Source organism: Streptomyces sp. V1I1, assembly GCF_030817355.1.
Lineage (GTDB): Bacteria > Actinomycetota > Actinomycetes > Streptomycetales > Streptomycetaceae > Streptomyces.
The window spans coordinates 2,399,029-2,420,138 of sequence record NZ_JAUSZH010000001.1 but is presented as its reverse complement, the minus strand read 5'-3'; the positions used below and the strand labels follow the sequence as shown (position 1 = coordinate 2,420,138).

General features: G+C 68.6%; 20 protein-coding genes and 1 riboswitch. Of the genes, 11 read left to right on the top strand and 9 right to left on the bottom strand.

Going from position 1 to position 21,110, the window contains the following annotated elements:
* Positions 1 to 194 precede the first annotated feature (194 nt).
* From QFZ67_RS11480 to QFZ67_RS11470, 3 genes are all read right to left on the bottom strand, one after another.
* Complete coding sequence (locus QFZ67_RS11480) at positions 195 to 926, bottom strand: cytochrome P450 (protein WP_307660984.1); 732 nt, start codon at positions 924 to 926, stop codon at positions 195 to 197.
* A 5-nt stretch (positions 927 to 931) separates the two neighbouring features.
* A complete protein-coding gene (locus QFZ67_RS11475; RefSeq protein WP_307660983.1) occupies positions 932 to 2,098 on the bottom strand; it encodes a tRNA-dependent cyclodipeptide synthase in 1,167 nt (388 codons plus the stop codon).
* Between the two features lie 194 nt (positions 2,099 to 2,292).
* Positions 2,293 to 2,931, bottom strand: coding sequence for a GNAT family N-acetyltransferase (locus QFZ67_RS11470; protein WP_307660982.1), 639 nt, complete (start codon positions 2,929 to 2,931; stop codon positions 2,293 to 2,295).
* Positions 2,932 to 3,013: 82 nt separating this feature from the next.
* Between QFZ67_RS11470 and QFZ67_RS11465 the strand changes: the two genes are divergently transcribed.
* Positions 3,014 to 3,229 (top strand): EF-hand domain-containing protein, encoded by a 216-nt coding sequence (locus QFZ67_RS11465; protein ID WP_307660981.1) that lies wholly within the window; start codon positions 3,014 to 3,016, stop codon positions 3,227 to 3,229.
* Positions 3,230 to 3,342: 113 nt separating this feature from the next.
* Here QFZ67_RS11465 and QFZ67_RS11460 read toward each other — a convergent pair whose 3' ends face one another.
* The 5 genes from QFZ67_RS11460 to gcvT all read right to left on the bottom strand — a co-directional run bounded on the left by QFZ67_RS11460 (position 3,343) and on the right by gcvT (position 8,333).
* Positions 3,343 to 3,735 carry an STAS domain-containing protein gene (locus QFZ67_RS11460; RefSeq protein ID WP_307660980.1) on the bottom strand — a complete coding sequence of 131 codons (393 nt, stop codon included), beginning with the start codon at positions 3,733 to 3,735 and terminating at the stop codon, positions 3,343 to 3,345.
* A gap of 230 nt (positions 3,736 to 3,965) precedes the next feature.
* Positions 3,966 to 5,333, bottom strand: coding sequence for an L-serine ammonia-lyase (locus QFZ67_RS11455; RefSeq protein ID WP_307660979.1), 1,368 nt, complete (start codon positions 5,331 to 5,333; stop codon positions 3,966 to 3,968).
* 162 nt (positions 5,334 to 5,495) lie between these two features.
* Positions 5,496 to 6,758 carry a serine hydroxymethyltransferase gene (glyA, locus tag QFZ67_RS11450; RefSeq protein WP_307660978.1) on the bottom strand — a complete coding sequence of 421 codons (1,263 nt, stop codon included), beginning with the start codon at positions 6,756 to 6,758 and terminating at the stop codon, positions 5,496 to 5,498.
* Positions 6,759 to 6,769: 11 nt separating this feature from the next.
* Positions 6,770 to 7,147: a glycine cleavage system protein GcvH gene (gcvH, locus tag QFZ67_RS11445; protein WP_307660977.1), complete on the bottom strand. Its 378-nt coding sequence runs from the start codon at positions 7,145 to 7,147 to the stop codon at positions 6,770 to 6,772.
* Positions 7,148 to 7,208: 61 nt separating this feature from the next.
* Complete coding sequence (gene gcvT / locus QFZ67_RS11440) at positions 7,209 to 8,333, bottom strand: glycine cleavage system aminomethyltransferase GcvT (RefSeq protein ID WP_307660976.1); 1,125 nt, start codon at positions 8,331 to 8,333, stop codon at positions 7,209 to 7,211.
* A gap of 148 nt (positions 8,334 to 8,481) precedes the next feature.
* Positions 8,482 to 8,579, bottom strand: a riboswitch (glycine riboswitch).
* Between the two features lie 148 nt (positions 8,580 to 8,727).
* Between gcvT and QFZ67_RS11435 the strand changes: the two genes are divergently transcribed.
* The 10 genes from QFZ67_RS11435 to QFZ67_RS11390 all read left to right on the top strand — a co-directional run bounded on the left by QFZ67_RS11435 (position 8,728) and on the right by QFZ67_RS11390 (position 19,890).
* Positions 8,728 to 9,420: an AAA family ATPase gene (locus tag QFZ67_RS11435; RefSeq protein ID WP_307660975.1), complete on the top strand. Its 693-nt coding sequence runs from the start codon at positions 8,728 to 8,730 to the stop codon at positions 9,418 to 9,420.
* A gap of 105 nt (positions 9,421 to 9,525) precedes the next feature.
* The gene (locus QFZ67_RS11430) at positions 9,526 to 10,296 is read left to right on the top strand and encodes an enhanced serine sensitivity protein SseB (RefSeq protein ID WP_307660974.1); all 771 of its coding nucleotides are present in this window, start codon (positions 9,526 to 9,528) and stop codon (positions 10,294 to 10,296) included.
* A gap of 102 nt (positions 10,297 to 10,398) precedes the next feature.
* Positions 10,399 to 11,211 (top strand): enhanced serine sensitivity protein SseB C-terminal domain-containing protein, encoded by an 813-nt coding sequence (locus tag QFZ67_RS11425; protein ID WP_307660973.1) that lies wholly within the window; start codon positions 10,399 to 10,401, stop codon positions 11,209 to 11,211.
* Between the two features lie 448 nt (positions 11,212 to 11,659).
* On the top strand, positions 11,660 to 12,664 hold the full coding sequence (locus QFZ67_RS11420) for an ABC transporter permease (protein WP_307660972.1): 1,005 nt from the start codon (positions 11,660 to 11,662) through the stop codon (positions 12,662 to 12,664).
* A 128-nt stretch (positions 12,665 to 12,792) separates the two neighbouring features.
* On the top strand, positions 12,793 to 14,568 hold the full coding sequence (locus QFZ67_RS11415) for an ABC transporter substrate-binding protein (RefSeq protein WP_307660971.1): 1,776 nt from the start codon (positions 12,793 to 12,795) through the stop codon (positions 14,566 to 14,568).
* Between the two features lie 130 nt (positions 14,569 to 14,698).
* Positions 14,699 to 15,697 carry an ABC transporter permease gene (locus tag QFZ67_RS11410; RefSeq protein ID WP_307660970.1) on the top strand — a complete coding sequence of 333 codons (999 nt, stop codon included), beginning with the start codon at positions 14,699 to 14,701 and terminating at the stop codon, positions 15,695 to 15,697.
* A 142-nt stretch (positions 15,698 to 15,839) separates the two neighbouring features.
* Complete coding sequence (locus QFZ67_RS11405; protein ID WP_307665808.1) at positions 15,840 to 16,925, top strand: ABC transporter ATP-binding protein; 1,086 nt, start codon at positions 15,840 to 15,842, stop codon at positions 16,923 to 16,925.
* Positions 16,922 to 18,274: an ABC transporter ATP-binding protein gene (locus QFZ67_RS11400; protein ID WP_307660969.1), complete on the top strand. Its 1,353-nt coding sequence runs from the start codon at positions 16,922 to 16,924 to the stop codon at positions 18,272 to 18,274. The genes QFZ67_RS11405 and QFZ67_RS11400 overlap by 4 nt, the downstream gene beginning before the upstream one ends.
* Positions 18,275 to 18,292: 18 nt before the next feature.
* Positions 18,293 to 18,952, top strand: coding sequence for a trimeric intracellular cation channel family protein (locus tag QFZ67_RS11395; RefSeq protein WP_307660968.1), 660 nt, complete (start codon positions 18,293 to 18,295; stop codon positions 18,950 to 18,952).
* An 89-nt stretch (positions 18,953 to 19,041) separates the two neighbouring features.
* Positions 19,042 to 19,890, top strand: a complete 849-nt coding sequence (locus QFZ67_RS11390) for a thioesterase family protein (RefSeq protein WP_307660967.1) — start codon at positions 19,042 to 19,044, stop codon at positions 19,888 to 19,890.
* 11 nt (positions 19,891 to 19,901) lie between these two features.
* Here the strand turns inward: QFZ67_RS11390 and QFZ67_RS11385 are convergent, their stop codons facing one another.
* Positions 19,902 to 20,768: a helix-turn-helix transcriptional regulator gene (locus tag QFZ67_RS11385; RefSeq protein ID WP_307660966.1), complete on the bottom strand. Its 867-nt coding sequence runs from the start codon at positions 20,766 to 20,768 to the stop codon at positions 19,902 to 19,904.
* Between the last annotated feature and the right edge of the window lie 342 nt (positions 20,769 to 21,110).

The window sequence follows — 21,110 nt, the reverse complement described above, 5'->3', positions numbered from 1 at the left end:
AATTCAAGCCCCGCCGGCGATTGAGTCGCGGTTCCGGACGGGCTGAAATCAAGCCCCTCCGGCGGAGGAGCGGGGCCCGGGGCGGAGCCCCGAAAATCAGCCTCGTGGGGGTCCCCCCGGACGAAGTCTGGGGGAGTTTGAGGCGCGGGGTCTGGGGCGGAGCCCCGGTTAACGGCTCACCGCAGGGCCCCGCCTCACCACAGCACCGGCAGCCGCTCCGGCAGCCGTTTGATGAAGCCCGTACGCCACACCAACTGCTCATCCGGTACGGCGAGCCGCAGCCGCGGCAGCCGCTCCACGATCGCCGCCAGCGCGGTCTCGGCGTGCAGCCGCCCCAGGCCGGACGCCGGACAGAAGTGGCGGCCGCCCCCGAACGAGAGATGCGGATTGTGCGCCCGCTCCAGGTCGAGGCGCTCGGGGTTCTCGAAGACCTCCGGGTCGAAGTTCGCCCCCTCCACCAGGACCAGCACCAACTCGCCCTTGCGGACGAGGACTTCACCGAGCCGGACATCGGCGAGGGCGAGCCGCGGCAGTCCGTCGCCGATCGAGAGATTCCAGCGCAGCAGCTCGTCGACGGCGGGCCCCATGCGCTCCGGGTGGTCCCGCAGGTACCCGATCAGCTCGGGGCGCTGGAGCAGCGCCAGCACGGCCAGGACCAGGAAGGCGGAGGTGGAGACCGCGCCCGCGCCGAACAGCGACACGGCGACGGTCGCCAGCATCTCGTCCGTAAGATGCGCGGATTCCGCGTCCTCGCGCAGCGCCGCCAGCGCGGCCAGTAGACCGGTGCGCTCGGGGGAGTTGAGCCGGTCGACCATATGGCCGAGGTCCTTGTACCAGTTGAGGCTCGCCCCGTCGAAAGGCCGGACGCTGGTCATGAAGGCGATGTCGAGCCCCGACATCAGCCGCCGCCAGTCGGCGAACGGCACCCCGATCACCTTGCAGTGCAGGGCAGCCGAGAACGGGTCTGCGAACCCCGCCCGGAAGTCGACCGGGGTCCCTCGGCCAGCAGGCCGTCGACGAGTTCGTCGGCCTTGGCGCGCAGCCACTCCTGCAGGCCGTCGGCCCGTGGGCTGAGCGCCTTCATCACCGCGCCGCGCAGCCCCGTGCTGCTGATGTTCCCCATGTTGTTGACGACCTCGGGCGGGATCGTCAGCGCGTACTGCCGGGGCACTCCGGGAGCGGCCGTGTCCTTGAGGCTGAACCGCTCGTCATCCAGAATTTGCTTGGCCAGCGCGTAACTGCTCACCAGCCAGGCGCTGTCGCCGGTGAGCGTACGCACCCTGGCCACCGGCTGTTTCTCGCGCAGCCAGGAGCACTCGGCGGGGAGCACATCACCGCGCCGGGAGAGCGGGAAATCAAGCTGCTCGGGATTGGGGGTCATGGTCCGCGCGCTCCTTTCGGGTGCTTCGGGTGCTTCGGGCCGTACGACGGCATAGGCCTGATTGCGGGCGACTCGTAGCCCGCCGCCCTTCGAGAAGAGAAGTTCCGTCAGCGGCATCAGCGCGTTATAGCAGGAGACGGAGGAAGGGACGCCGAGAATCCCCGGAGTGTCGAGGAAGAAGGGGAGTTCGGCGGCTATGTAGTCGAGACAGGCGGACCGCTGCTCGGGGGAGATGGATTCACCGGCTGCCAGTTTGGGCGCCAGGAACTGCTGAACCATGAGGTCGCAGCTCTTGCGGAATTCATCGTCGGTGGCGAGGAAGTGCTGGACCCGCCGGTGCAGCAGCGCGTAGACCCGATCGTCGGAGAACTCCGACAGCGCCCGCACACCGATCCGGCGGCCCGGCGGCCCGGCCGCCGCCACTCCGCCGACAATTCGCCTGCGTACCGCCTTGAGCTCCTTGGCCGCGCGCCGGGCGGCTTGTTCGGGAGCGTGGCCCAATGAAGCGAAGACGGCTGCCACATGCAGATCGGCGTAGACGATGTCCACCGCGGTGGAACGCGGGGCCGCCCAGCGTGTGAGTTCCGTGATCCGGCGGGCGGAGAAATAGCTGTTCCCCGGGGAAACCTCGATCAGGACATGGTCGCCCTCGTCCCAAATGATGTGACAGTTACGGGTGAAGGGCCGGACCGAGAAGGAGTCGGTTGTGATCGTCACGATGACATCACCTTTGCGCCGCTTGTCCCTGGGAGCCCTGTGCTCCTGGTGTGGCGGCGACGGCATGAAGTTATCTCCCGTCGGCGGAGAGTGACGAATTCTCCTCGGGGATTTGGCCAGAACTGCATCCAGTAGGGCGGAAAATCATCTTCCGCCCTACGGAAAAGGTAGTTGAAGCCTTTTCTGTCGTCTGTTCAGCCGGCCACGAACAGCGCCTCGGAGCCCACCGGTCTGAAGCCCGCGGCCTGGAACGTCCGCACGCTGCGGGCGTTCCCCGGCGACTGCTGGGCCCACACCACGGAGTCCGGCACCAGATGGCGTGCCGCCAGAGCGAGCGCCACGCCCAGACCGAGGCCGCGTGCCCGTTCGTCCACCTCGATCGCGGTCTCCCAGCGGCCGGCCACACCCCGGCCGAGCACCACCACTCCGCCTGCGGCGGCCCAGACCCGTACGCCGTCACGGAACTTCAGGGCCCGCGCCACTCGCGGGTGGTCCGGGTCCTCGATCTCACGCAGCTCGAGATCGGGCCTGCCCGGCAGCGCCGCGGCGACCGTCAGCATGTCGATGGTGTTCATCGAGCGGCCGGTGCGGGCCAGCATGGCGGCCAGGAACGCCGGGTTCATCGCGGCGGCAAGCCGGTCGGAGTCGGTCGCGGCGAGCTCGGCCCGTACCCACTCCGGATCCTCGTCCGTGAAGATCACCGAGTGCGCGGTGAACGCCACCACGCCCGCGTCGCGCGCGTTCGGCTGCCCGACCACGGTTGTGGAACCGTCCGGTGGCGGGAACTCCCCGGCCGCCGCGGCTGCCAGGATCCTCGCCAGTGCGTCGCTCATCCCGCGTACCTCCTCGCCCCAAGTCTCCACCAGGCCGTTAATCTGACCTCCGTCAGTAATGCACCAAGAAGGGGCGGAAGCAGTGGCCGACATCGAAGAGGCGCGCCGGGCGTTCGAGCGGTACGACGTGAACGGCGACGGCCTGATCACGGCGGCGGAGTACAAGAGCGTGATGGCGCAGCTGGGGGACTTCAATGTCACCGAGACGGTCGCCGAGGCAGTGATCAAGACCAAGGACACGAACGGCGACGGTCAGTTGACGTTCGAGGAGTTCTGGGCCTCGCTCAGCAAGGGCTGACAAGGGCTGACAAGGGCTGACAAGGGCTGAGCAAGGCATGATCCACCGGGGGGCACCTCCCAGGCCGAAGGCTCTGGGGGAGGCTCCCCGGCCAGGCCCCGGACCGCCGGAGTTCACCAGTCCTCGGCCGCCAGGGCCCCGTCCAGCGTCGGCAGCGTACGGAGCACTTCGAGCACCGCGCCCGCCCGGAACACGCGCAGAATCGCCGGGCGGTCGCACACCACCCACATCCGCCCGCCGTTCTCGGCGGTACGCCGCCGCGCGCGGCACAGCAGGGCCAGTCCCGAGCAGTCGAAGAACGCCACATGCGTCAGATCGACCACCACATGGTGGCCGCGGACGGCGGTGACCACGTCCAGATAGGCCCCGATGGGCTTCGCCGCGGCGATGTCGACCTCCCCGTGCAGCTCGACGACGGTACGGCCCCGGGTGCGGTAGGCCCGGCCGTACGGTCCGGGGAGGGGTGCGTGTAAGCCGGACGACGTGGAAGTCAGCCCCTCGGCCATGGCTGTTTCTCCTTGCTGCGGCGAGCCCGATGTGGCCACCTGGGGTTGGGCGTACTGGCTGGGAGGCTAGTGCGAGGTTTCGGGCGCACGGGGGTGAAAAAACGTTCGGAGCTCAGAAAACTCCCCCGTGCGGGTGAATTCGCGTGAACCGACTTGACCCGCCGAGGTCTTCGCACCGGCTCAGCAGCGGATGATGCTCAGCACTCGATGAAGCTCAGCACCGACGATGCTCAGCATTCGATGATGTTCACCGCGAGGCCGCCGCGCGCGGTCTCCTTGTACTTCACCGACATGTCCGCGCCGGTGTCCTTCATCGTCTTGATGACCTTGTCCAGCGAGACCTTGTGGCTGCCGTCGCCGCGCATCGCCATTCTCGCCGCCGTCACGGCCTTCACCGCAGCCATGCCGTTGCGCTCGATGCACGGAATCTGGACCAGGCCGCCGACCGGGTCGCAGGTCAGGCCGAGGTTGTGCTCCATGCCGATCTCCGCGGCGTTCTCGACCTGCTCAGGGGTCCCGCCCAGCACCTCGGCGAGCGCGCCCGCAGCCATCGAGCAGGCGGAACCGACCTCGCCCTGGCAGCCGACCTCGGCGCCGGAGATGGAGGCGTTCTCCTTGAAGAGCATGCCGATCGCGCTCGCGGCCAGCAGGAAGCGGACCACGCCCTCCTCGTCGGCGCCGGGCACGAAGTTCATGTAGTAGTGCAGCACGGCCGGGATGATGCCCGCGGCGCCGTTGGTGGGGGCGGTGACCACCCGGCCGCCCGCGGCGTTCTCCTCGTTCACGGCCATCGCGTACAGCGTGATCCACTCCATGGAGCGGGCCAGCGCGTCGCCCTCGGCGCGCAGCTGGCGGGCCGAGTTGGCCGCACGGCGGCGGACCTTGAGACCGCCGGGCAGGATGCCCTCGCGGGACATGCCGCGCGAGACACAGGCCTGCATGACCCGCCAGATCTCCAGCAGGCCCTCGCGGATCTCCTCCTCGGAGCGCCAGGCCTTCTCGTTCTCCAGCATCAGCGCGGAGATGGACAGACCGTTCTCCTGGGCGAGCCGCAGCAGCTCGTCACCGGTGCGGAAGGGGTACTTCAGCACGGTGTCGTCGAGCTTGATCCGGTCCTCGCCGACAGCGTCCTCGTCAACGACGAAGCCGCCGCCCACCGAGTAGTACGTCTTTTCCAGCACCGTCGCGCCCTCGGCGTCGTACGCGAAGATCGTCATGCCGTTGGCGTGGTACGGCAGCGCCTTGCGGCGGTGCAGGACCAGATCCTTGTCGAAGTCGAAGCCGATCTCGTGGCTGCCGAGCAGACTGATCCGGCCGCTGGTACGGATGCGCTCGACCTGCGCGTCCGCGGTCTCGACGTCGACGGTACGGGGAGAATTGCCCTCCAGGCCGAGCAGGACCGCCTTGGGAGTGCCGTGGCCGTGGCCGGTCGCGCCCAGGGAGCCGAAGAGCTCTGCGCGTATGGCGGCGGTGTGGGCCAGCATGCCCTCGTTCTTGAGCCGCCGGGCGAACATGGCGGCGGCGCGCATCGGGCCGACCGTGTGGGAGCTGGACGGGCCGATGCCGATCGAGAACAGGTCGAAGACCGAGATGGCCACGGAGAACTCCTAGATGGTTGGTAGACGCCGTTGTCTGCCGGGGTGGTGCAGAAGCGAGCGGGGTACAGCGGGGCACACGGTGCGGGGCACCGCGCGCACTGTCCAGTGTGCGCGGTGCCCCACGGGTTCGTACAAAAGCGTTTCGTACAAAAGCGTACGGAACTACTTCAGGCCGGGGTAAAGCGGGTGCTTCGCGGCCAGCGCCGAGACCCGGGCGCTCAGCGCCTGAGTGTCGTACGACGGCTTCAGCGCCTCGGCGATGATGTCGGCAACCTCACGGAAGTCCTCGTCCTGGAAACCGCGGGTGGCCAGCGCCGGGGTGCCGATCCGCAGACCCGAGGTGACCATCGGCGGCCGCGGGTCGTTCGGAATGGCGTTCCGGTTGACGGTGATGCCCACCTCGTGGAGCCGGTCCTCGGCCTGCTGGCCGTCCAGCTCGGAGTTGCGCAGGTCGACCAGGACCAGGTGCACATCGGTGCCGCCCGACAGGACGGAGACGCCGTGCTCGGTCACATCGTCCCGGACGAGACGCGCGGCGAGGATCCGGGCGCCGTCGATGGTGCGCTGCTGGCGCTCCTGGAACTCCTCGGACGCCGCGACCTTGAACGCGACCGCCTTCGCCGCGATGACGTGCTCCAGCGGACCGCCCTGCTGGCCCGGGAAGACTGCTGAGTTGATCTTCTTGGCGAGCTCCTGCGTGGACAGGATCACACCGCCGCGCGGACCGCCGAGGGTCTTGTGCGTGGTCGTGGTGACGACATGGGCGTGCGGCACCGGGTTGGGGTGCAGTCCGGCGGCGACGAGACCCGCGAAGTGGGCCATGTCGACCATCAGATACGCGCCGACCTCGTCGGCGATCCGGCGGAAGGCCGCGAAGTCCAGGTGACGCGGGTACGCGGACCAGCCGGCCACGATCAGCTTCGGCTTCGACTCCTTGGCGAGCCGTTCGACCTCGGCCATGTCGACCTGACCGGTGGCGTCGTCGACGTGGTACGCGACCACGTTGTAAAGCTTGCCGGAGAAGTTGATCTTCATGCCGTGGGTCAGGTGCCCGCCGTGGGCGAGGTTCAGACCCATGATCGTGTCGCCCGGCTTGAGTAGCGCGAACATCGCGGCCGCGTTCGCCTGGGCGCCCGAGTGCGGCTGGACGTTGGCGTGCTCGGCGCCGAAGAGCTCCTTGATGCGGTCGATGGCGATCTGCTCGACGACATCGACGTGCTCGCAGCCGCCGTAGTAGCGGCGGCCGGGGTAGCCCTCGGCGTACTTGTTGGTGAGGACGGAGCCCTGCGCCTCCATGACCGCGACCGGAGCGAAGTTCTCCGAGGCGATCATCTCGAGGGTGGACTGCTGACGGTGGAGCTCGGCGTCGACAGCGGCGGCGACGTCGGGGTCCAGTTCATGGAGAGGGGTGTTGAGAACAGACATGCCATACGTCCTTAGGAGCCGGAGAACTCGGTGTACTCGTCGGCGGAGAGCAGGTCCTTCGGCTCCTCCGCGACGCGAACCTTGAAGAGCCAGCCGCCCTCGAAGGGGGCGGAGTTCACCAGCGAAGGGTCGTCCACCACGTCCTGGTTGGCCTCGACGACCTCACCGCTGATCGGCGAGTACAGGTCGCTGACCGACTTGGTCGACTCCAGCTCGCCGCAGGTCTCGCCCGCGGTCACCGTGTCACCGACCTCCGGGAGCTGTACGTACACCACATCGCCGAGCGCGTTGGCCGCGTGCTCCGTGATGCCGACCGTCGACACGCCGTCCTCGGCGGGCGACAGCCACTCGTGCTCCTTGCTGTAGCGCAGCTGCTGGGGGTTGCTCATGGCCTGAATTCTCCTGTACGCGGGGGAGTGCTGCTGAACGGGCGTGGTGTGGTGCTGAAGATCACTTCTGGCGCTTGTAGAACGGCAGCGCGACGACCTCGTACGGCTCGTGGGCGCCGCGGATGTCGACGCCGACGCCCTCGGTGCCGGGAGCGGCGTGCGCCGCGTCCACGTACGCGATGGCGATCGGCTTGCCCAGCGTCGGCGACGGGGCGCCCGAGGTGACCTCGCCGATCACCTGACCGCCTACGAGGACCTGGTAACCGGCGCGGGGGACCCGGCGCCCCTCGGCGATCAGGCCGACGAGCTTGCGCGGGGGGTTGCTCCCGGCGCGCTCGGCGGCGGCCTCAAGGGCCTCACGGCCGACGAAGCGCCCGCCATTGGCCGTCTTCTCGAACTTCACGACCCGGCCCAGGCCCGCGTCGAACGGGGTCAGCGCGGTCGTCAGCTCGTGCCCGTACAGCGGCATGCCCGCCTCCAGGCGCAGCGTGTCGCGACAGGAGAGGCCGCAGGGGATCAGACCGGCCGGCGCTCCGGCGTCGGTCAGCGCCTGCCAGAGCTTCTCGGCGTGCTGCGGCTCGACGAAGAGCTCGAAGCCGTCCTCGCCGGTGTAACCGGTGCGGGCGATCAGCGCCGGGACGCCGGCGACCGTGCCGGGCAGGCCCGCGTAGTACTTCAGCCCGTCCAGGTCGGCGTCGGTCAGCGACTTCAGAATGCCCGGGGACTCGGGGCCCTGGACGGCGATCAGGGCATACGCGTCACGGTCGTCGCGCACCTCGGCGTCGAAGCCCTCCGAGCGCTCGGTCAGAGCGTCCAGGACGATCTGCGCATTGCTCGCGTTGGCGACGACCATGTATTCGGTATCGCCGAGGCGGTAGACGATCAGGTCGTCGAGGATCCCGCCGTCCTCCTGGCAGATCATGGTGTAGCGGGCGCGGCCGACGGCGACGCCGCCGATGTTGCCGACCAGTGCGTAGTCGAGGAGGTCGGCGGCCTGCGGCCCGGTGACGGTGATCTCGCCCATGTGGGAGAGGTCGAAGAGGCCGGCCTTGGTGCGGACGGCGTTGTGTTCGTCGCGCTCACTGCCGTACCGCAGCGGCATGTCCCAGCCCGCGAAGTCGGTCATGGTCGCGCCCAGCGCACGGTGCAGGGCGTCGAGGGCGGTCAGACGGGGGGCGTTGCTCATAGATGTGGCTCCCAGGGCATGCTGGCGAGGACAATCCTCCCCATCTGTCATCGGAACCTGAGAGGTTCGTCGCGACCGCACGTATTGGTGGTCGTGACTTGCACCTTGGGTGGAGCCACTCGACAGCGGCTCGCTTTTCAGATCTGCCTCATCACACGCGGTACGGGGCCTGAGAGATTCAAGGGAGGGACTTGCTCCTTCGGCGCCCGGCGCACACAGTGGCCAGGACTCTCCCGCGTGGATTCAAGCGGCCGGTATGCAGTTGGCGCGCACATCATTGCACGCATCGTGGCGGAGTGGGGCGACAGGCCCTCGGCTGCAATATGGTTGTGCCGCATTACCGTTTCTTTACACTTCATGGGCAAGGGTGGGTAACCCGACATGGGGGAGGGTGATGACGTTGCAGCGCTCCGAGGCGTACGCGACGACCGCGGGGGTGCCCGCCCCGCCGGGCGCGGCCGCTCGGCGGCGACTGGCCGAGGTGCCCGCGCCCGTGCTGCGTGACCTGAGAGACCGCTCGGGTCACAGCCCGCGCAGTCTGGTCTTCGCCGCCGGTGACGTGGTGGTCGTCTCCGGCCTGCCCGGCAGCGGAAAGTCCACGCTGATCCAGCGCGCGGCGCGCGGCCGCGGCATCGACTCCCAGGACACCCGGGACCGGTGGGAGGCGCGGATGCCCAAGCTCCTGCCGTACGCCGTCTACCGCCCGCTGGTCCGGATCGCGCACTACGCCGGACTTCGGCGCGCGCTGCGCTCCGGCGAGAGCGTCGTCGTACACGACTGCGGCACCCAGGCCTGGGTGCGGCGCTGGCTGGCCCGCGAGGCGCGCCGCCGCGGCCGCGGCCTGCATCTGGTGCTCCTCGACGTCACGCCCGCGGTGGCCAGGGAGGGCCAGCGCGAGCGCGGCCGCGGAGTGTCGGGGTACGCGTTCGCCCGGCACCGGCGGGCGGTGGGCCGTCTGGTCGGCGACGCGGAGGCCGGGCGGCTGCCCGCGGGCTGCGCGTCGGCGGTGCTGCTGGACCGGGACTCGGCGGGGGTGCTCTGCCGGGTCGGTTTCGAGGAGTCAAAAGCAGGCCCGTCCGGCGATTGAGGACAATGGGGGCCGAAGGCCGCGCCCCCACCCGCCCCGGCGGACCCCCACGGCGTTAGGGTCGTGGCGCGCAACCGTGGGAACGCAGGGGGAGAAGGACAGCACATGCAGACACCGGAGCATCCGCATCCGCATCCATACGGCGGCTGGCCGGCGAACGAGCTCGAAGAGGTGCTCGCCGCATCCCTCGGCAACCCCTCCGCCGGAGGCCGCCTCGTCGAGGTGCTCGGCCGCAGCCAGATCTGGGTGCCGCTGCCCAACGGCGGTGGTCCGGACAGCCCCGACCTCGATCTGCCCACCATGGAGATCGACGGGGCCGCGTACGTCCCGGTCTTCAGCTCCGAGCAGCAGTTCCTGCATTGCGTCGGCAGCCATATGCCCTTCACCGTCGCCCCCGCCCGCGAATTCGCCCGCGGACTGCCCCCGCAGCTCGGCATCGCCGTGAACCCGGGCGGCACGGTCGGCGCCCCGCTGCCGCCGCCCGCCGTCGCCGAGCTGTGCCGGGTGGGACGCACGCCCCTCGACGGTCCGGCGACCGGCGGCCGGGTGCGGCTCTTCGAGCCCGACTGGCAGGAGGAGCCGGTGGACTTCCTCGCCGCCGCGGCCGGTGAGTTCGAGAGCTCCGGCGTCGTCGTCACCGCCCGCCGCGCGCTCGCCTCCATCGAGGGCGAGTCGCCGACCCTGTTCATCGGCGTCCAGCTCTCCTCCTGGGAGGCCGCCGAGCGCAACGCCCCGATGGATGCGCTCGGCCGGGCGCTGGGCCGGGTCCAGGTGGGCTGGCCGGTCAATCTCGTACTGCTGGATGTGGCGCAGGACCCGGTCGGTATATGGATGCTGGAACGGGTGCGGCCCTTCTACCAACGACAGCACGTGTAGTCGTCAAGTCGGCGTCAGGACTCCCGATTAAGCTGGTTTGATGGCCAGGCCGGACCCGCCGCACTTGTGTGCCGGGTGGATCGAAGAGGGGCGGAACCCAGGGTGAGTGCGTCAGGCACCGCGGCGGCCGGGCAGGTCGAGCACATGCTGCGCCAGGTGACTCCTGGACGCTACGACGCGTACGAGGCGCTGCTGCAGGCGATCGCCGACCCGGCGAGCGGCCGGCTCTGGATGCTGCTCTGGCACGGCCAGGCGGGCTCGCCCGACGCCCAGTACGGGAACATGGAGGTCGACGGCGTCGGTTACGCCCCTTGCGTCACCTCCGCCCAAGAGCTCTCCGCCTGCGGCTGGAACCGCGCCCACGAAGTGGTCAGCGGCCCGGACGTCGCCCGCGCCCTGTTCCCCGACCGCTGGGGGATCTGGCTCAACCCGCACGCTCCCGGCGGCGGCGTCGGCATCCCCTGGCTCGATCTGCGCCGGATCGCCACCGGACTCGACCGGATGCCCGCCGGACCCCTGCGGATGTCCGAGCCCGCCATCGACATCCCGCACTTCTACGGCCTGCTCTCACAGATCGCCCACCGCACGGCCGCGGTCCGCTCGTTGCGCCGCGCCTGGGTACAGCCCGCGCTCGGCGCTCCGTATCTCGCCATCGGGCTCGATCTGTACGACACCGGCAGGCAGTCCGTGGACGCGGTGCGGGCCATGATGCAGCAGTCGATCGGCGCGGTTCCGGACGGGCTGCCGGTCTCCACCGTCGCGATGTCCGACGAGTACGACCCGGTGACGATGTGGCTGCGGGCCAACGCCCGTCCGTTCTACGACCGTGACGCCCATGGCGGCGCACCGGTCGTGGGAGTCGCCCCGGCGGAGCCGGGGGGTGGCTACGGCTACCCTCCGCCGCACGGCCGCTGAACCTTTACACAACGGCACCATTGCCGTCCCCGCCTAACACATTCCGTGCCCTGTAGTGGCAGTCAGGGTGGGATGTGTGCGTCTTGGGCTTCAAAGGCCTTTCAATCCAATGAGTCAACGGATGCGGCGGATGAGTCCGCATAGCGGTACCTCACTCAACTTTCGCCCCATACGCGGTAGATGGCGATCCGCTCAGTCAGAGCCGTCGTCCGTATAACGGAACCCCCCTCCCCTCATCACGTTTGAGCAAACATTCCCCGGGGGGGCTGGCGGGTGATCGCGAGACCGTTGAAGACTCCCGCAGCAAGGGGATATTCGCCCCTGTGTACGGCGTGCTTCACGCGTACTTCTCGCACCAAAGCTCCACGTGCACCACAAGTTGTGAAAAATGCCGCTACAGCGGCGGGTACGGGCCGGTCACCTCCGGCCGAGAGGGGTCCCCACCACGATGACGGCACCATTGCACGACACGAGCGCGGACGCGGACAAGGCCGCAGCCGTCGATGTCGCGGCGGATGTAGTCAAGAAGTCGGTAGAAGGGCGGTCGCTGCGACAGATCGCCTGGACCCGCCTCAAGCGGGACAAGCTGGCGCTGGCCGGCGGTGTCGTCGTCATCTTCCTGGTGCTCGTGGCGATCTTCGCGCCGCTGATCGTGAGTCTGCTCGGCCACCCGCCCAACGAGTTCCACCAGGACGCGATCGACCCGCTGTTCGGTACCCCCAAGGGCGCCTTCGGCGGCATCAGTTCGGACTTCCTGCTGGGCCTCGAGCCGCAGAACGGCCGCGACGTGTTCAGTCGCATCGTCTACGGCGCCCGCATCTCGCTGCTCGTGGCCTTCCTCGCGGCGCTGGTCGCCGTTCTGCTCGGCACCATCTTCGGCATCGTGGCCGGTTACTTCGGCGGCTGGGTCGACGCGATCATCAGCCGGGTGATGGACATGCTGCTGGCCTTCCCGCAGCTGCTCTTCATCATCTCGCTGGTCTCCGTCCTCCCCAGCGATCTGTTCGGCCTCACCGGTACCAGCGTCCGCATCGCCGTCCTGGTCATGGTGATCGGCTTCTTCGGCTGGCCGTATGTGGGACGCATCGTGCGCGGCCAGACCCTCTCGCTGCGCGAGAAGGAGTACGTCGAGGCAGCCCGGAGCCTGGGCGCCGGTCAGCGGTACGTCCTCTTCAAGGAGTTGCTGCCCAACCTGGTCGCCCCGATCACCGTCTACACCACCCTGATGATCCCCACGAACATCCTCACCGAGGCGGCGCTGAGCTTCCTCGGGGCAGGTGTGAGGCCGCCGACGGCCTCCTGGGGGCAGATGCTCTCCAAGGCCGTGGAGTACTACCAGGAAGACCCGATGTTCATGGTCGTCCCGGGTGTGGCGATCTTTGTGACGGTGCTGGCCTTCAACCTCTTCGGTGACGGAGTGCGGGACGCACTCGACCCCAAGGGCACCCGGTGACGGCACCCCCCGCGGCGCCGTCCGGCCGCAGACAACTGAACGTGCCCCTGCCACATATGTCAGGCGGCTCCCCGATGGTTCCCCGGCATCAAGCCAAGGACCGCGCTACTCCGGAGGTTGCAGAAACAATGAAACCCCTACGTTCGTCGAGGAGCAGGCAGATCGCCGGTGCGGCGGTTGTCGTGGCAGCCCTCATGTCCACCGCGGCGTGCGGTGGCGGCGGTTCCAAGGACGAGGACGGCGGCGGCAAGGCCGCCGGATACAACGCCGGTACGAAGGGCGTCGCCAACGCCTCCGCCAAGAAGGGCGGCACGCTCAAGTTCATCGGCAAGCAGGACTTCGACTCCACCGACCCGCAGCGCCAGTACTACGGCATGGCCTGGGACTTCTCCCGGTTCTACGCGCGCCAGCTGGTCTCCTACGCGCCCAAGCCGGGTGCCGGCGGCGCCGAGCTCGTCCCCGACCTCGCCAAGGCGAACGGTGTGGTCTCCAACGGCGGCAAGACGTACACGTACGAGCTGCGCGACGGGATCACCTGGGAGGACGGCACGCCGATCACCTCCAAGGACATCAAGTACGGCATAGAGCGCATCTGGGCCACGGACGTCATCACCGGCGGTCCCGCCTACCTGCGCCAGGTCCTCGACCCCAAGAACGAGTACAAGGGTCCCTACAAGGACACCACGCCGGACAAGCTCGGTCTGAAGGCGATCCAGACGCCGAACGACAAGACCATCGTCTTCAACCTGGTGACGCCCAACGGTGACTTCGAGCAGATGCTCGCGATGCCGGCCGGCTCCCCGGTGAAGAAGGAGAAGGACACGCAGGCCAAGTACCAGCTGAAGCCGTTCTCCTCGGGCCCGTACAAGTTCGAGTCGTACGCGCCGAAGAAGAGCGCTGTCCTCGTCCGCAACGACAAGTGGCAGAAGGCTTCCGACCCGATCCGCGCCGCGCTGCCGGACAAGATCACGGTCACGATCAACTCCAACATCGAGGCGATCGACCAGCTGCTGATCAAGGGCGACTACGACCTCGACCTGAACGCCACGGGCATGTCCCAGTCGGGTCGCACCTCGGCGCTCAAGCAGCACAAGGACAACGTCGACAACATCGAGACCAGCTTCATCCGGTACGTCGACATCGCCACCAAGGTCCCGCCGTTCGACAACGTCGAGTGCCGCAAGGCCGTGATCTACGCAGCCGACTACAAGTCGATGCAGACGGTCCGCGGTGGCCCGGACGCCGGTGGCGAGATCGCCACGAACATGCTGCCCAAGTCCATCAAGGGCTCGGACGACTACGACCCGTACGGCATCCTGGCGCGCGACGGCAAGCCGGACGTCGCCAAGGCGAAGGCGGCTCTGAAGGCGTGTGGCAAGCCCGAGGGCTTCACCACCAACATCAGCGCCCGCAGCAACAACCCGGGTGAGGTCCAGGTCGCCGAGGCGCTGCAGCAGTCGCTGCAGGCCGTCGGCATCAAGGCCCAGGTCGAGTCGATCGACGGCGCCGAGTCCTCCAGCATCACCGGTGCTCCCGCGGTGGTGAAGAAGCGCGGTCTCGGTCTGGTCATGACCGGCTGGGGCCCGGACTTCCCGACCGGCCAGGGCTTCTCGCAGCCGCTGGTCGACGGTCGCTTCATCGTGGCCAACGGCAACTACAACGTCTCCGAGACGAACAACCCGAAGATCAACAAGCTCTTCGACGACGCTCTCAAGGAGACCGACCCGGAGAAGGCCGGTGAGATCTACAAGCAGATGAACCACGCTGTCGCGGACCTCGCCGTCCAGATGCCGTTCATCTACGAGAAGAACTTCACCTGGCGCAGCTCGCGGCTGACCAACGCCTACTCCACCGCGGCGTACAACGGCCGTTACGACTACGTCTCCCTCGGCGTCGTCAAGTAACCGTCCCTCGTGACGAGTCACACCCCACCATCGCCCAACCCGCCAGTCCCGAAGGGCAGGTGATGGCCTCGGGCGGCGGTCCGGGGAACCCGTAATCCGGGATCTCCGGGCCGCCGCCGGGCCGCGCACAGTGCTTGCTTACGTCATCCGGCGCTTGTTCGCCGTCGCCATGATGCTGTTGGTCGTTACCCTGACGACCTTCGTCATCTTCTTCGTGCTGCCGAAGTGGGCCGGAATGGACCCCGCCTACTTGTTCGCCGGCAAGCAGACCGACCCGGCCTCCATCGAAGGAATCCGGCAGAAGCTGGGGCTCGCCGATCCGGTCCTGGTGCAGTTCTGGCACTTCGTCCAGGGGCTGTTCGTCGGTCGTGACTACATCAGCGGCACGGATGTCACTCACTGTCCGGCCCCCTGCTTCGGCTACTCCTTCCGCACCGAGCAGGAGGTGTGGCCGCAGCTCACCGAGGCGATTCCGGTCACCCTGTCGCTCGCCGCGGGCGCCTGCGTGCTCTGGGTCGTCGGCGGTGTCGCCACCGGCGTCGTCTCCGCGCTGCGCCGGGGCACCCTGTGGGACCGGGCCGCGATGACCGTCGCACTGGCCGGCGTCTCGCTCCCCATCTACTTCACCGGCCTGCTGTCGCTGGCCATCTTCAGCTACCAGCTGGACTGGGTCAGCGGGGAGTTCGCGCCGTTCAGCGAGGACCCGGCCCAGTGGTTCCAGACGCTGATCCTGCCGTGGATCACCCTCGCCTTCCTCTACGCGGCGATGTACGCCCGGCTCACCCGGGCCACCATGCTGGAGATCATGGGTGAGGACTACATCCGTACGGCCCGCGCCAAGGGCCTCACGGAGAAGGTCGTCATCGGGCGGCACGCGATGCGCTCGACCTGGACGCCGGTGCTGACGCTGCTCGGCCTGGACCTGGGCGCGCTGCTGGGCGGTGCGGTGCTCACGGAGTCCACGTACAACCTGCCCGGCCTCGGTCACCTCGCGATCGATTCGATCGAGACCAAGGACCTTCCGCTCATCCTCGGTGTCACCCTCATCGCGGCCCTGTTCATCTGCGTGGCCAACCTCTTCGTGGACCTTCTGTACGCAGTCATCGACCCGCGAGTGAGGATCGGATGACGCTGTGTCTTCCCGGGGGCGACCCCCGGACCCCCAGCCCGAAAGACCGGCTGTTCAGCGCCACCAGTACGACATCGCGAGGTGAATCGCAGTGAAGGAGTCCGGCGCCAGCCTGGACAAGGAGCCCGGCGGTCAGCTTCCGGTGACCGGTACCGCGCTCGGTGAGCCCGCAGCGGTCGGCTCGCCCGCCCCCACCGCCTTCCTGGAAGTACGCGACCTCAAGGTCCACTTCCCGACCGACGACGGCCTGGTCAAGTCCGTCGACGGCCTCAGCTTCCAGCTGGAGAAGGGCAAGACCCTCGGCATCGTCGGCGAGTCCGGCTCCGGCAAGTCCGTCACCTCGCTCGGCATCATGGGTCTGCACACCGCGGGCCAGTACGGCCGCCGCAAGGCACAGATCTCCGGCGAGGTCTGGCTGGACGGCCAGGAGCTGCTCGGCGCCGACCCGGACACGGTGCGCAAGCTGCGCGGCCGCGAGATGGCGATGATCTTCCAGGATCCGCTCTCCGCGCTGCACCCGTACTACACGATCGGCCGCCAGATCACCGAGGCGTACCGGGTCCACCACGACGTCGACAAGAAGACCGCGCGCAAGCGCGCGATCGAGATGCTCGACCGGGTGGGCATCCCGCAGCCCGACAAGCGCGTGGACGGTTATCCGCACGAGTTCTCCGGCGGTATGCGCCAGCGCGCGATGATCGCCATGGCGCTCGTCAACAACCCCGAGCTGCTGATCGCCGACGAGCCGACGACCGCCCTGGACGTGACCGTCCAGGCGCAGATCCTCGACCTCATCCGGGATCTGCAGAAGGAGTTCGGCTCCGCGGTCATCGTCATCACCCACGACCTGGGCGTCGTCGCCGAGCTGGCCGACGACATCCTGGTGATGTACGGCGGCCGGAGCGTCGAACGCGGCCCCGCCGAGAAGGTCTTCTACGAGCCGCAGCACCCGTACACCTGGGGCCTGCTGGGCTCGATGCCGCGCATCGACCGGGACCAGACCGAGCGCCTCATCCCGGTCAAGGGCTCCCCGCCCAGCCTCATCAACATCCCCGACGGCTGTGCCTTCAACCCGCGGTGCCCGTACGCCGATGTGCCGAAGGACAACCTGACGCGCACCGTCCGCCCCGAACTCCACGAGGTCGGCAGCCGGCACTTCTCCGCCTGCCACATGTCGCAGGACGAGCGGACGCGGATCTGGACCGAAGAGATTGCGCCCAAGCTGTGAGTGAGAACGACGTGAAGATCCCGGAGCAGCAGAGTGCCGCGGCCGCCTCCTCGCCCGAGGCGCTGCTGAAGGTCGAGGGCCTGGTCAAGCACTTCCCCATCAGGAAGGGGCTGCTGCAGCGGCAGGCCGGGGCCGTGCAGGCGGTCGACGGGCTGACCTTCGACGTCCGCCCGGGCGAGACCCTGGGCGTGGTGGGCGAGTCCGGCTGCGGCAAGTCGACGATGGGCCGGCTGATCACGCGGCTGCTCGAACCGACCGGCGGGAAGATCGAGTTCGAGGGCCACGACATCACGCACCTGGGCGTCGGCAAGATGCGCCCGCTGCGTCGTGACGTCCAGATGATCTTCCAGGACCCGTACTCCTCGCTGAACCCGCGGCACACGATCGGCACGATCGTCTCCGCGCCGTTCAAGCTGCAGGGGGTGCGGCCCGAGGGCGGGATCAAGAAAGAGGTCCAGCGCCTCCTCGAGCTGGTGGGCCTCAACCCCGAGCACTACAACCGCTATCCGCACGAGTTCTCCGGCGGCCAGCGCCAGCGCATCGGCATCGCGCGTGCGCTCGCACTCAAGCCGAAGCTGGTCGTTGCGGACGAGCCGGTCTCCGCGCTGGACGTCTCCATCCAGGCGCAGGTGGTCAACCTGCTGGACGACCTCCAGGAAGAGCTGGGCCTGACATACGTGATCATCGCGCACGACCTGTCGGTGATCCGGCATGTGTCGGACCGGATCGCGGTGATGTACCTCGGCAAGATCGTGGAGCTGGCGGACCGCAAGTCGCTGTACGAGGCGCCGATGCACCCGTACACGAAGGCGCTGATGTCAGCGGTGCCGGTGCCGGACCCGCGGCGTCGCGGCGGCAAGAGCGAGCGCATCCTGCTGAAGGGCGACGTGCCGTCGCCGATCGCTCCGCCGACGGGTTGCCGGTTCCACACGCGGTGCTGGAAGGCCACGGAGATCTGCAAGAAGCAGGAGCCGCCGCTGATCGCGCTGCGACCGGGCCAGCAGGTGGCCTGCCACCACCCGGAGAACGCGCAGGACCAGGCACCGGAGGATGTGGCGCTGGCGTCGGCGCGGGAGGCGATCGAGATCGTGACGGCGACGCCGAAGTCGGAGGAGTCGGCGAAGGCCGTGGCCGACGCGGAGTCCGGGGCGAGCCTTACGAAGGCCGGCACGGCCGGGGCGGAGCCCAAGACGGGCCTCGCCAAGGCCGACGCCGACGCCGACGCGGAGGGTGACGCCGACGCTGAGGGCGACGTCGGCGACAGCCAGGACCGGCCCGCCGAAGGAGAAGGCGCCGACGGCACGGACGCCGGCCGTTCCGAGGACTCGGGGGACATCTCCAAGGAGTAGAACCGGCACAATCGTCCGGTGCTCCAAGAACTGTTCACGCCCTCCGTCCAGCACGCGCTCGACCTCGTCGGGATCTTCGTCTTCGCGATCTCCGGCGCACTGCTCGCCGTACGCAAGAACTTCGACGTATTCGGCATCGCAGTGCTCGCAGAGGTCACCGCGCTGGGCGGAGGGCTTCTCCGTGACCTGATCATCGGCGCCGTCCCGCCGGCCGCCTTCACCGATCTCGGGTACTTCCTCACGCCGCTCGTGGCGACCGGCCTCGTGTTCTTCCTGCACCCGCAGGTCGAGCGCATCCAGGTCGGCGTCAATGTCTTCGACGCCGCCGGCCTCGGGCTGTTCTGCGTCACCGGCACCACCAAGGCGTACGAGTACGGGCTCGGCCTGACCGCCTCCGCCGCGCTCGGCCTCGCCACCGCCGTCGGCGGCGGTGTGCTGCGCGACATACTGGCCAACGAGGTGCCCTCGCTGCTGCGCTGGGACCGTGATCTCTACGCCGTCCCCGCCATCGTCGGCGCGACCATGATCGTGCTCTGCATCCGCTTCGACGTGCTGAACGCGGCCACCAGCGGACTCGCCGTGGTGACCGCGTTCGTCCTGCGCCTGCTGGCGATGCGTTTCCACTGGCGGGCACCGCGCGCCTGGAACCGGCGCTCGGCGGCCGCCGAAGAGACCTAGGGCGCCTCCAGGGCGCCGCGTTCCGCCTGCCGCCGCCGGGCGATCGGAAAAAGCTACCGCTCAGTAATTGTCTGTTGTACGGTGCTGCCATGGCACAGGCTGTACAGGCATCCATCGGGGACAGCGAGTTCGACCGCGACACCGCTGTCACCCTGCGCGCACCCGGCATCTACGACGCGGAGCTCTCGGCGGGCTGGACGATCATCAGCGCCGTCAACGGCGGCTATCTGCTGGCCCTGCTTGGCCGCGCGCTGGGCGAGGCGCTGCCGCACCGCGACCCCTTCACGGTCTCGGCGCACTATCTGAGCGCGTCCCAGCCGGGCCCCGCGGTGATCCGCACCGACGTCGTACGTACCGGGCGCACGCTCTCCACCGGCCAGGCGTCGCTGTTCCAGTACGCGGAGGACGGCGCCGAGATCGAGCGGATCCGTGTCCTCGCGACGTACGGAGACCTGGACGCGCTGCCCGACGATGTACGGACGTCGGCGAAGCCTCCCGCCATGCCGCCGCTTCAGGACTGCCTCGGTCCGTCCGACGGCCCCGCGCCGAAGATCCCCGGCAGTTCGGCGATCACGGACCGCCTGAACATCAAGCTGGACCCGGCGACCGTCGGCTGGGCCGTTGGTGCGCCGTCGGGCAAGGGCGAGATGCGCGGCTGGTTCTCCCTCGCGGACGGCCGTGACGCCGACCCCTTCTCGCTGCTGCTCACGGTCGACGCGCTGCCGCCGACGTCGTTCGAGCTGGGCCTGAAGGGCTGGACGCCCACGGTCGAACTCACCACGCACATCCGGTGCCGCCCGGCGCCGGGCCCGTTGCGGGTCTCGATCACGACCCGCAACCTGGCTGGCGGCTTCCTGGAGGAGGACGCGGAGGTCTGGGACAGCGCGGACCGGCTGGTGGCCCAGTCGCGTCAGCTGGCGATGGCGCCGCGCGGCTGACTCGTACCCTCTCATCGGTCGGGCGGCTGCGACAGGGGCTCCTCCGGCCATGCCGACCGGGCGGTGAGGCGGCTGAGGGCCTTCTCCGACGCGGTGTCCGGTTCCGCGCTGAAGACAAGCACCTGCTGCCCCGGCTCGTCCGGGGGCTCCACGTTCTCGAAGGCCAGCTCCATGCACCCCACCAGGGGGTGCCGGAAGAGCCGGGTGCCGAAGGCCCTGGTACGCACGGGCGGCTGGGACCACAGCGCGGCGAACCCGGCGTCGGATTCGGCGAGTTCACCGATCAGGGCGGCCAGTCTGCCGTCCTGGGGATGGTCGTTCGAGGCGAGGCGGAGGCAGGAGGCCATCCGGCGGGCCTCGTCCGCCCACTGCGGATACAGCTCGCGGGTGCGCCGATCGAGGAACAGCATCCTCGACAGGTTCGGGCGGTGGCGTGCGCTGAGAGGGCTGTCCCTGTCGAGGTGACAGGCGAGCAGCGCATGCCCCAGCGGATTCCAGTAGAGGACGTCGTGGCGGTGGTTCAGGGCGACGGCGGGCATGCCCTTCAGACCCCCCATCAGGTGCCGGACGCCTTTCCCGGTGCATTCGTCGGGTACCGGTTCGTCAGGCTGCGCGAGCCGGTACAGGTGGGCCCGCTCGCCGTCGTCGAGCCGTAACACCCGGGCGATAGCTTCGAGTACGGCGGGCGGGGCATCACGGTGCCGGCCCTCTTCGAGGCAGATGTAGTGGGTCAGGCCCAGCCCGGCGCGTCTCGCCACCTCTTCGCGCCGCAGGCCCGGACTGTGGCGGCTCGAACCACCGGCGGGAATGGTCTCGTCCGGGGGCATGCGGGCACGCCGCGTGCGCAGAAACTCCCCCAGGTCGGCAGGTCTGTCCATGTGAACAAGTCTCCAACAGCCGGGGAGGTTGGGGGAGGGGCCCAGCCTGCCCCTGTCAGCCCCACCCCTCGAATGGGCACTCACCCCGCGCTATCACCAAATTTGACTGATGGTTCAACAATATCCAGAAACTTACGGGATCTTGGCCTATTTCACTCTCTCAATAAACCGAACAGTGCGAGACTTTGAGCGTCAACTGGCCGATTGTCATCTGACTGTGCGTAGCTGATCCGGTGACCCGTGAGCAGGGCATTTTCATCGACACCAAGCGGAATCACCATTCGCGACACACAGATTTAACTCCACCACAGACAGGAAAGCGCATGCACCGCATGCAGGAGT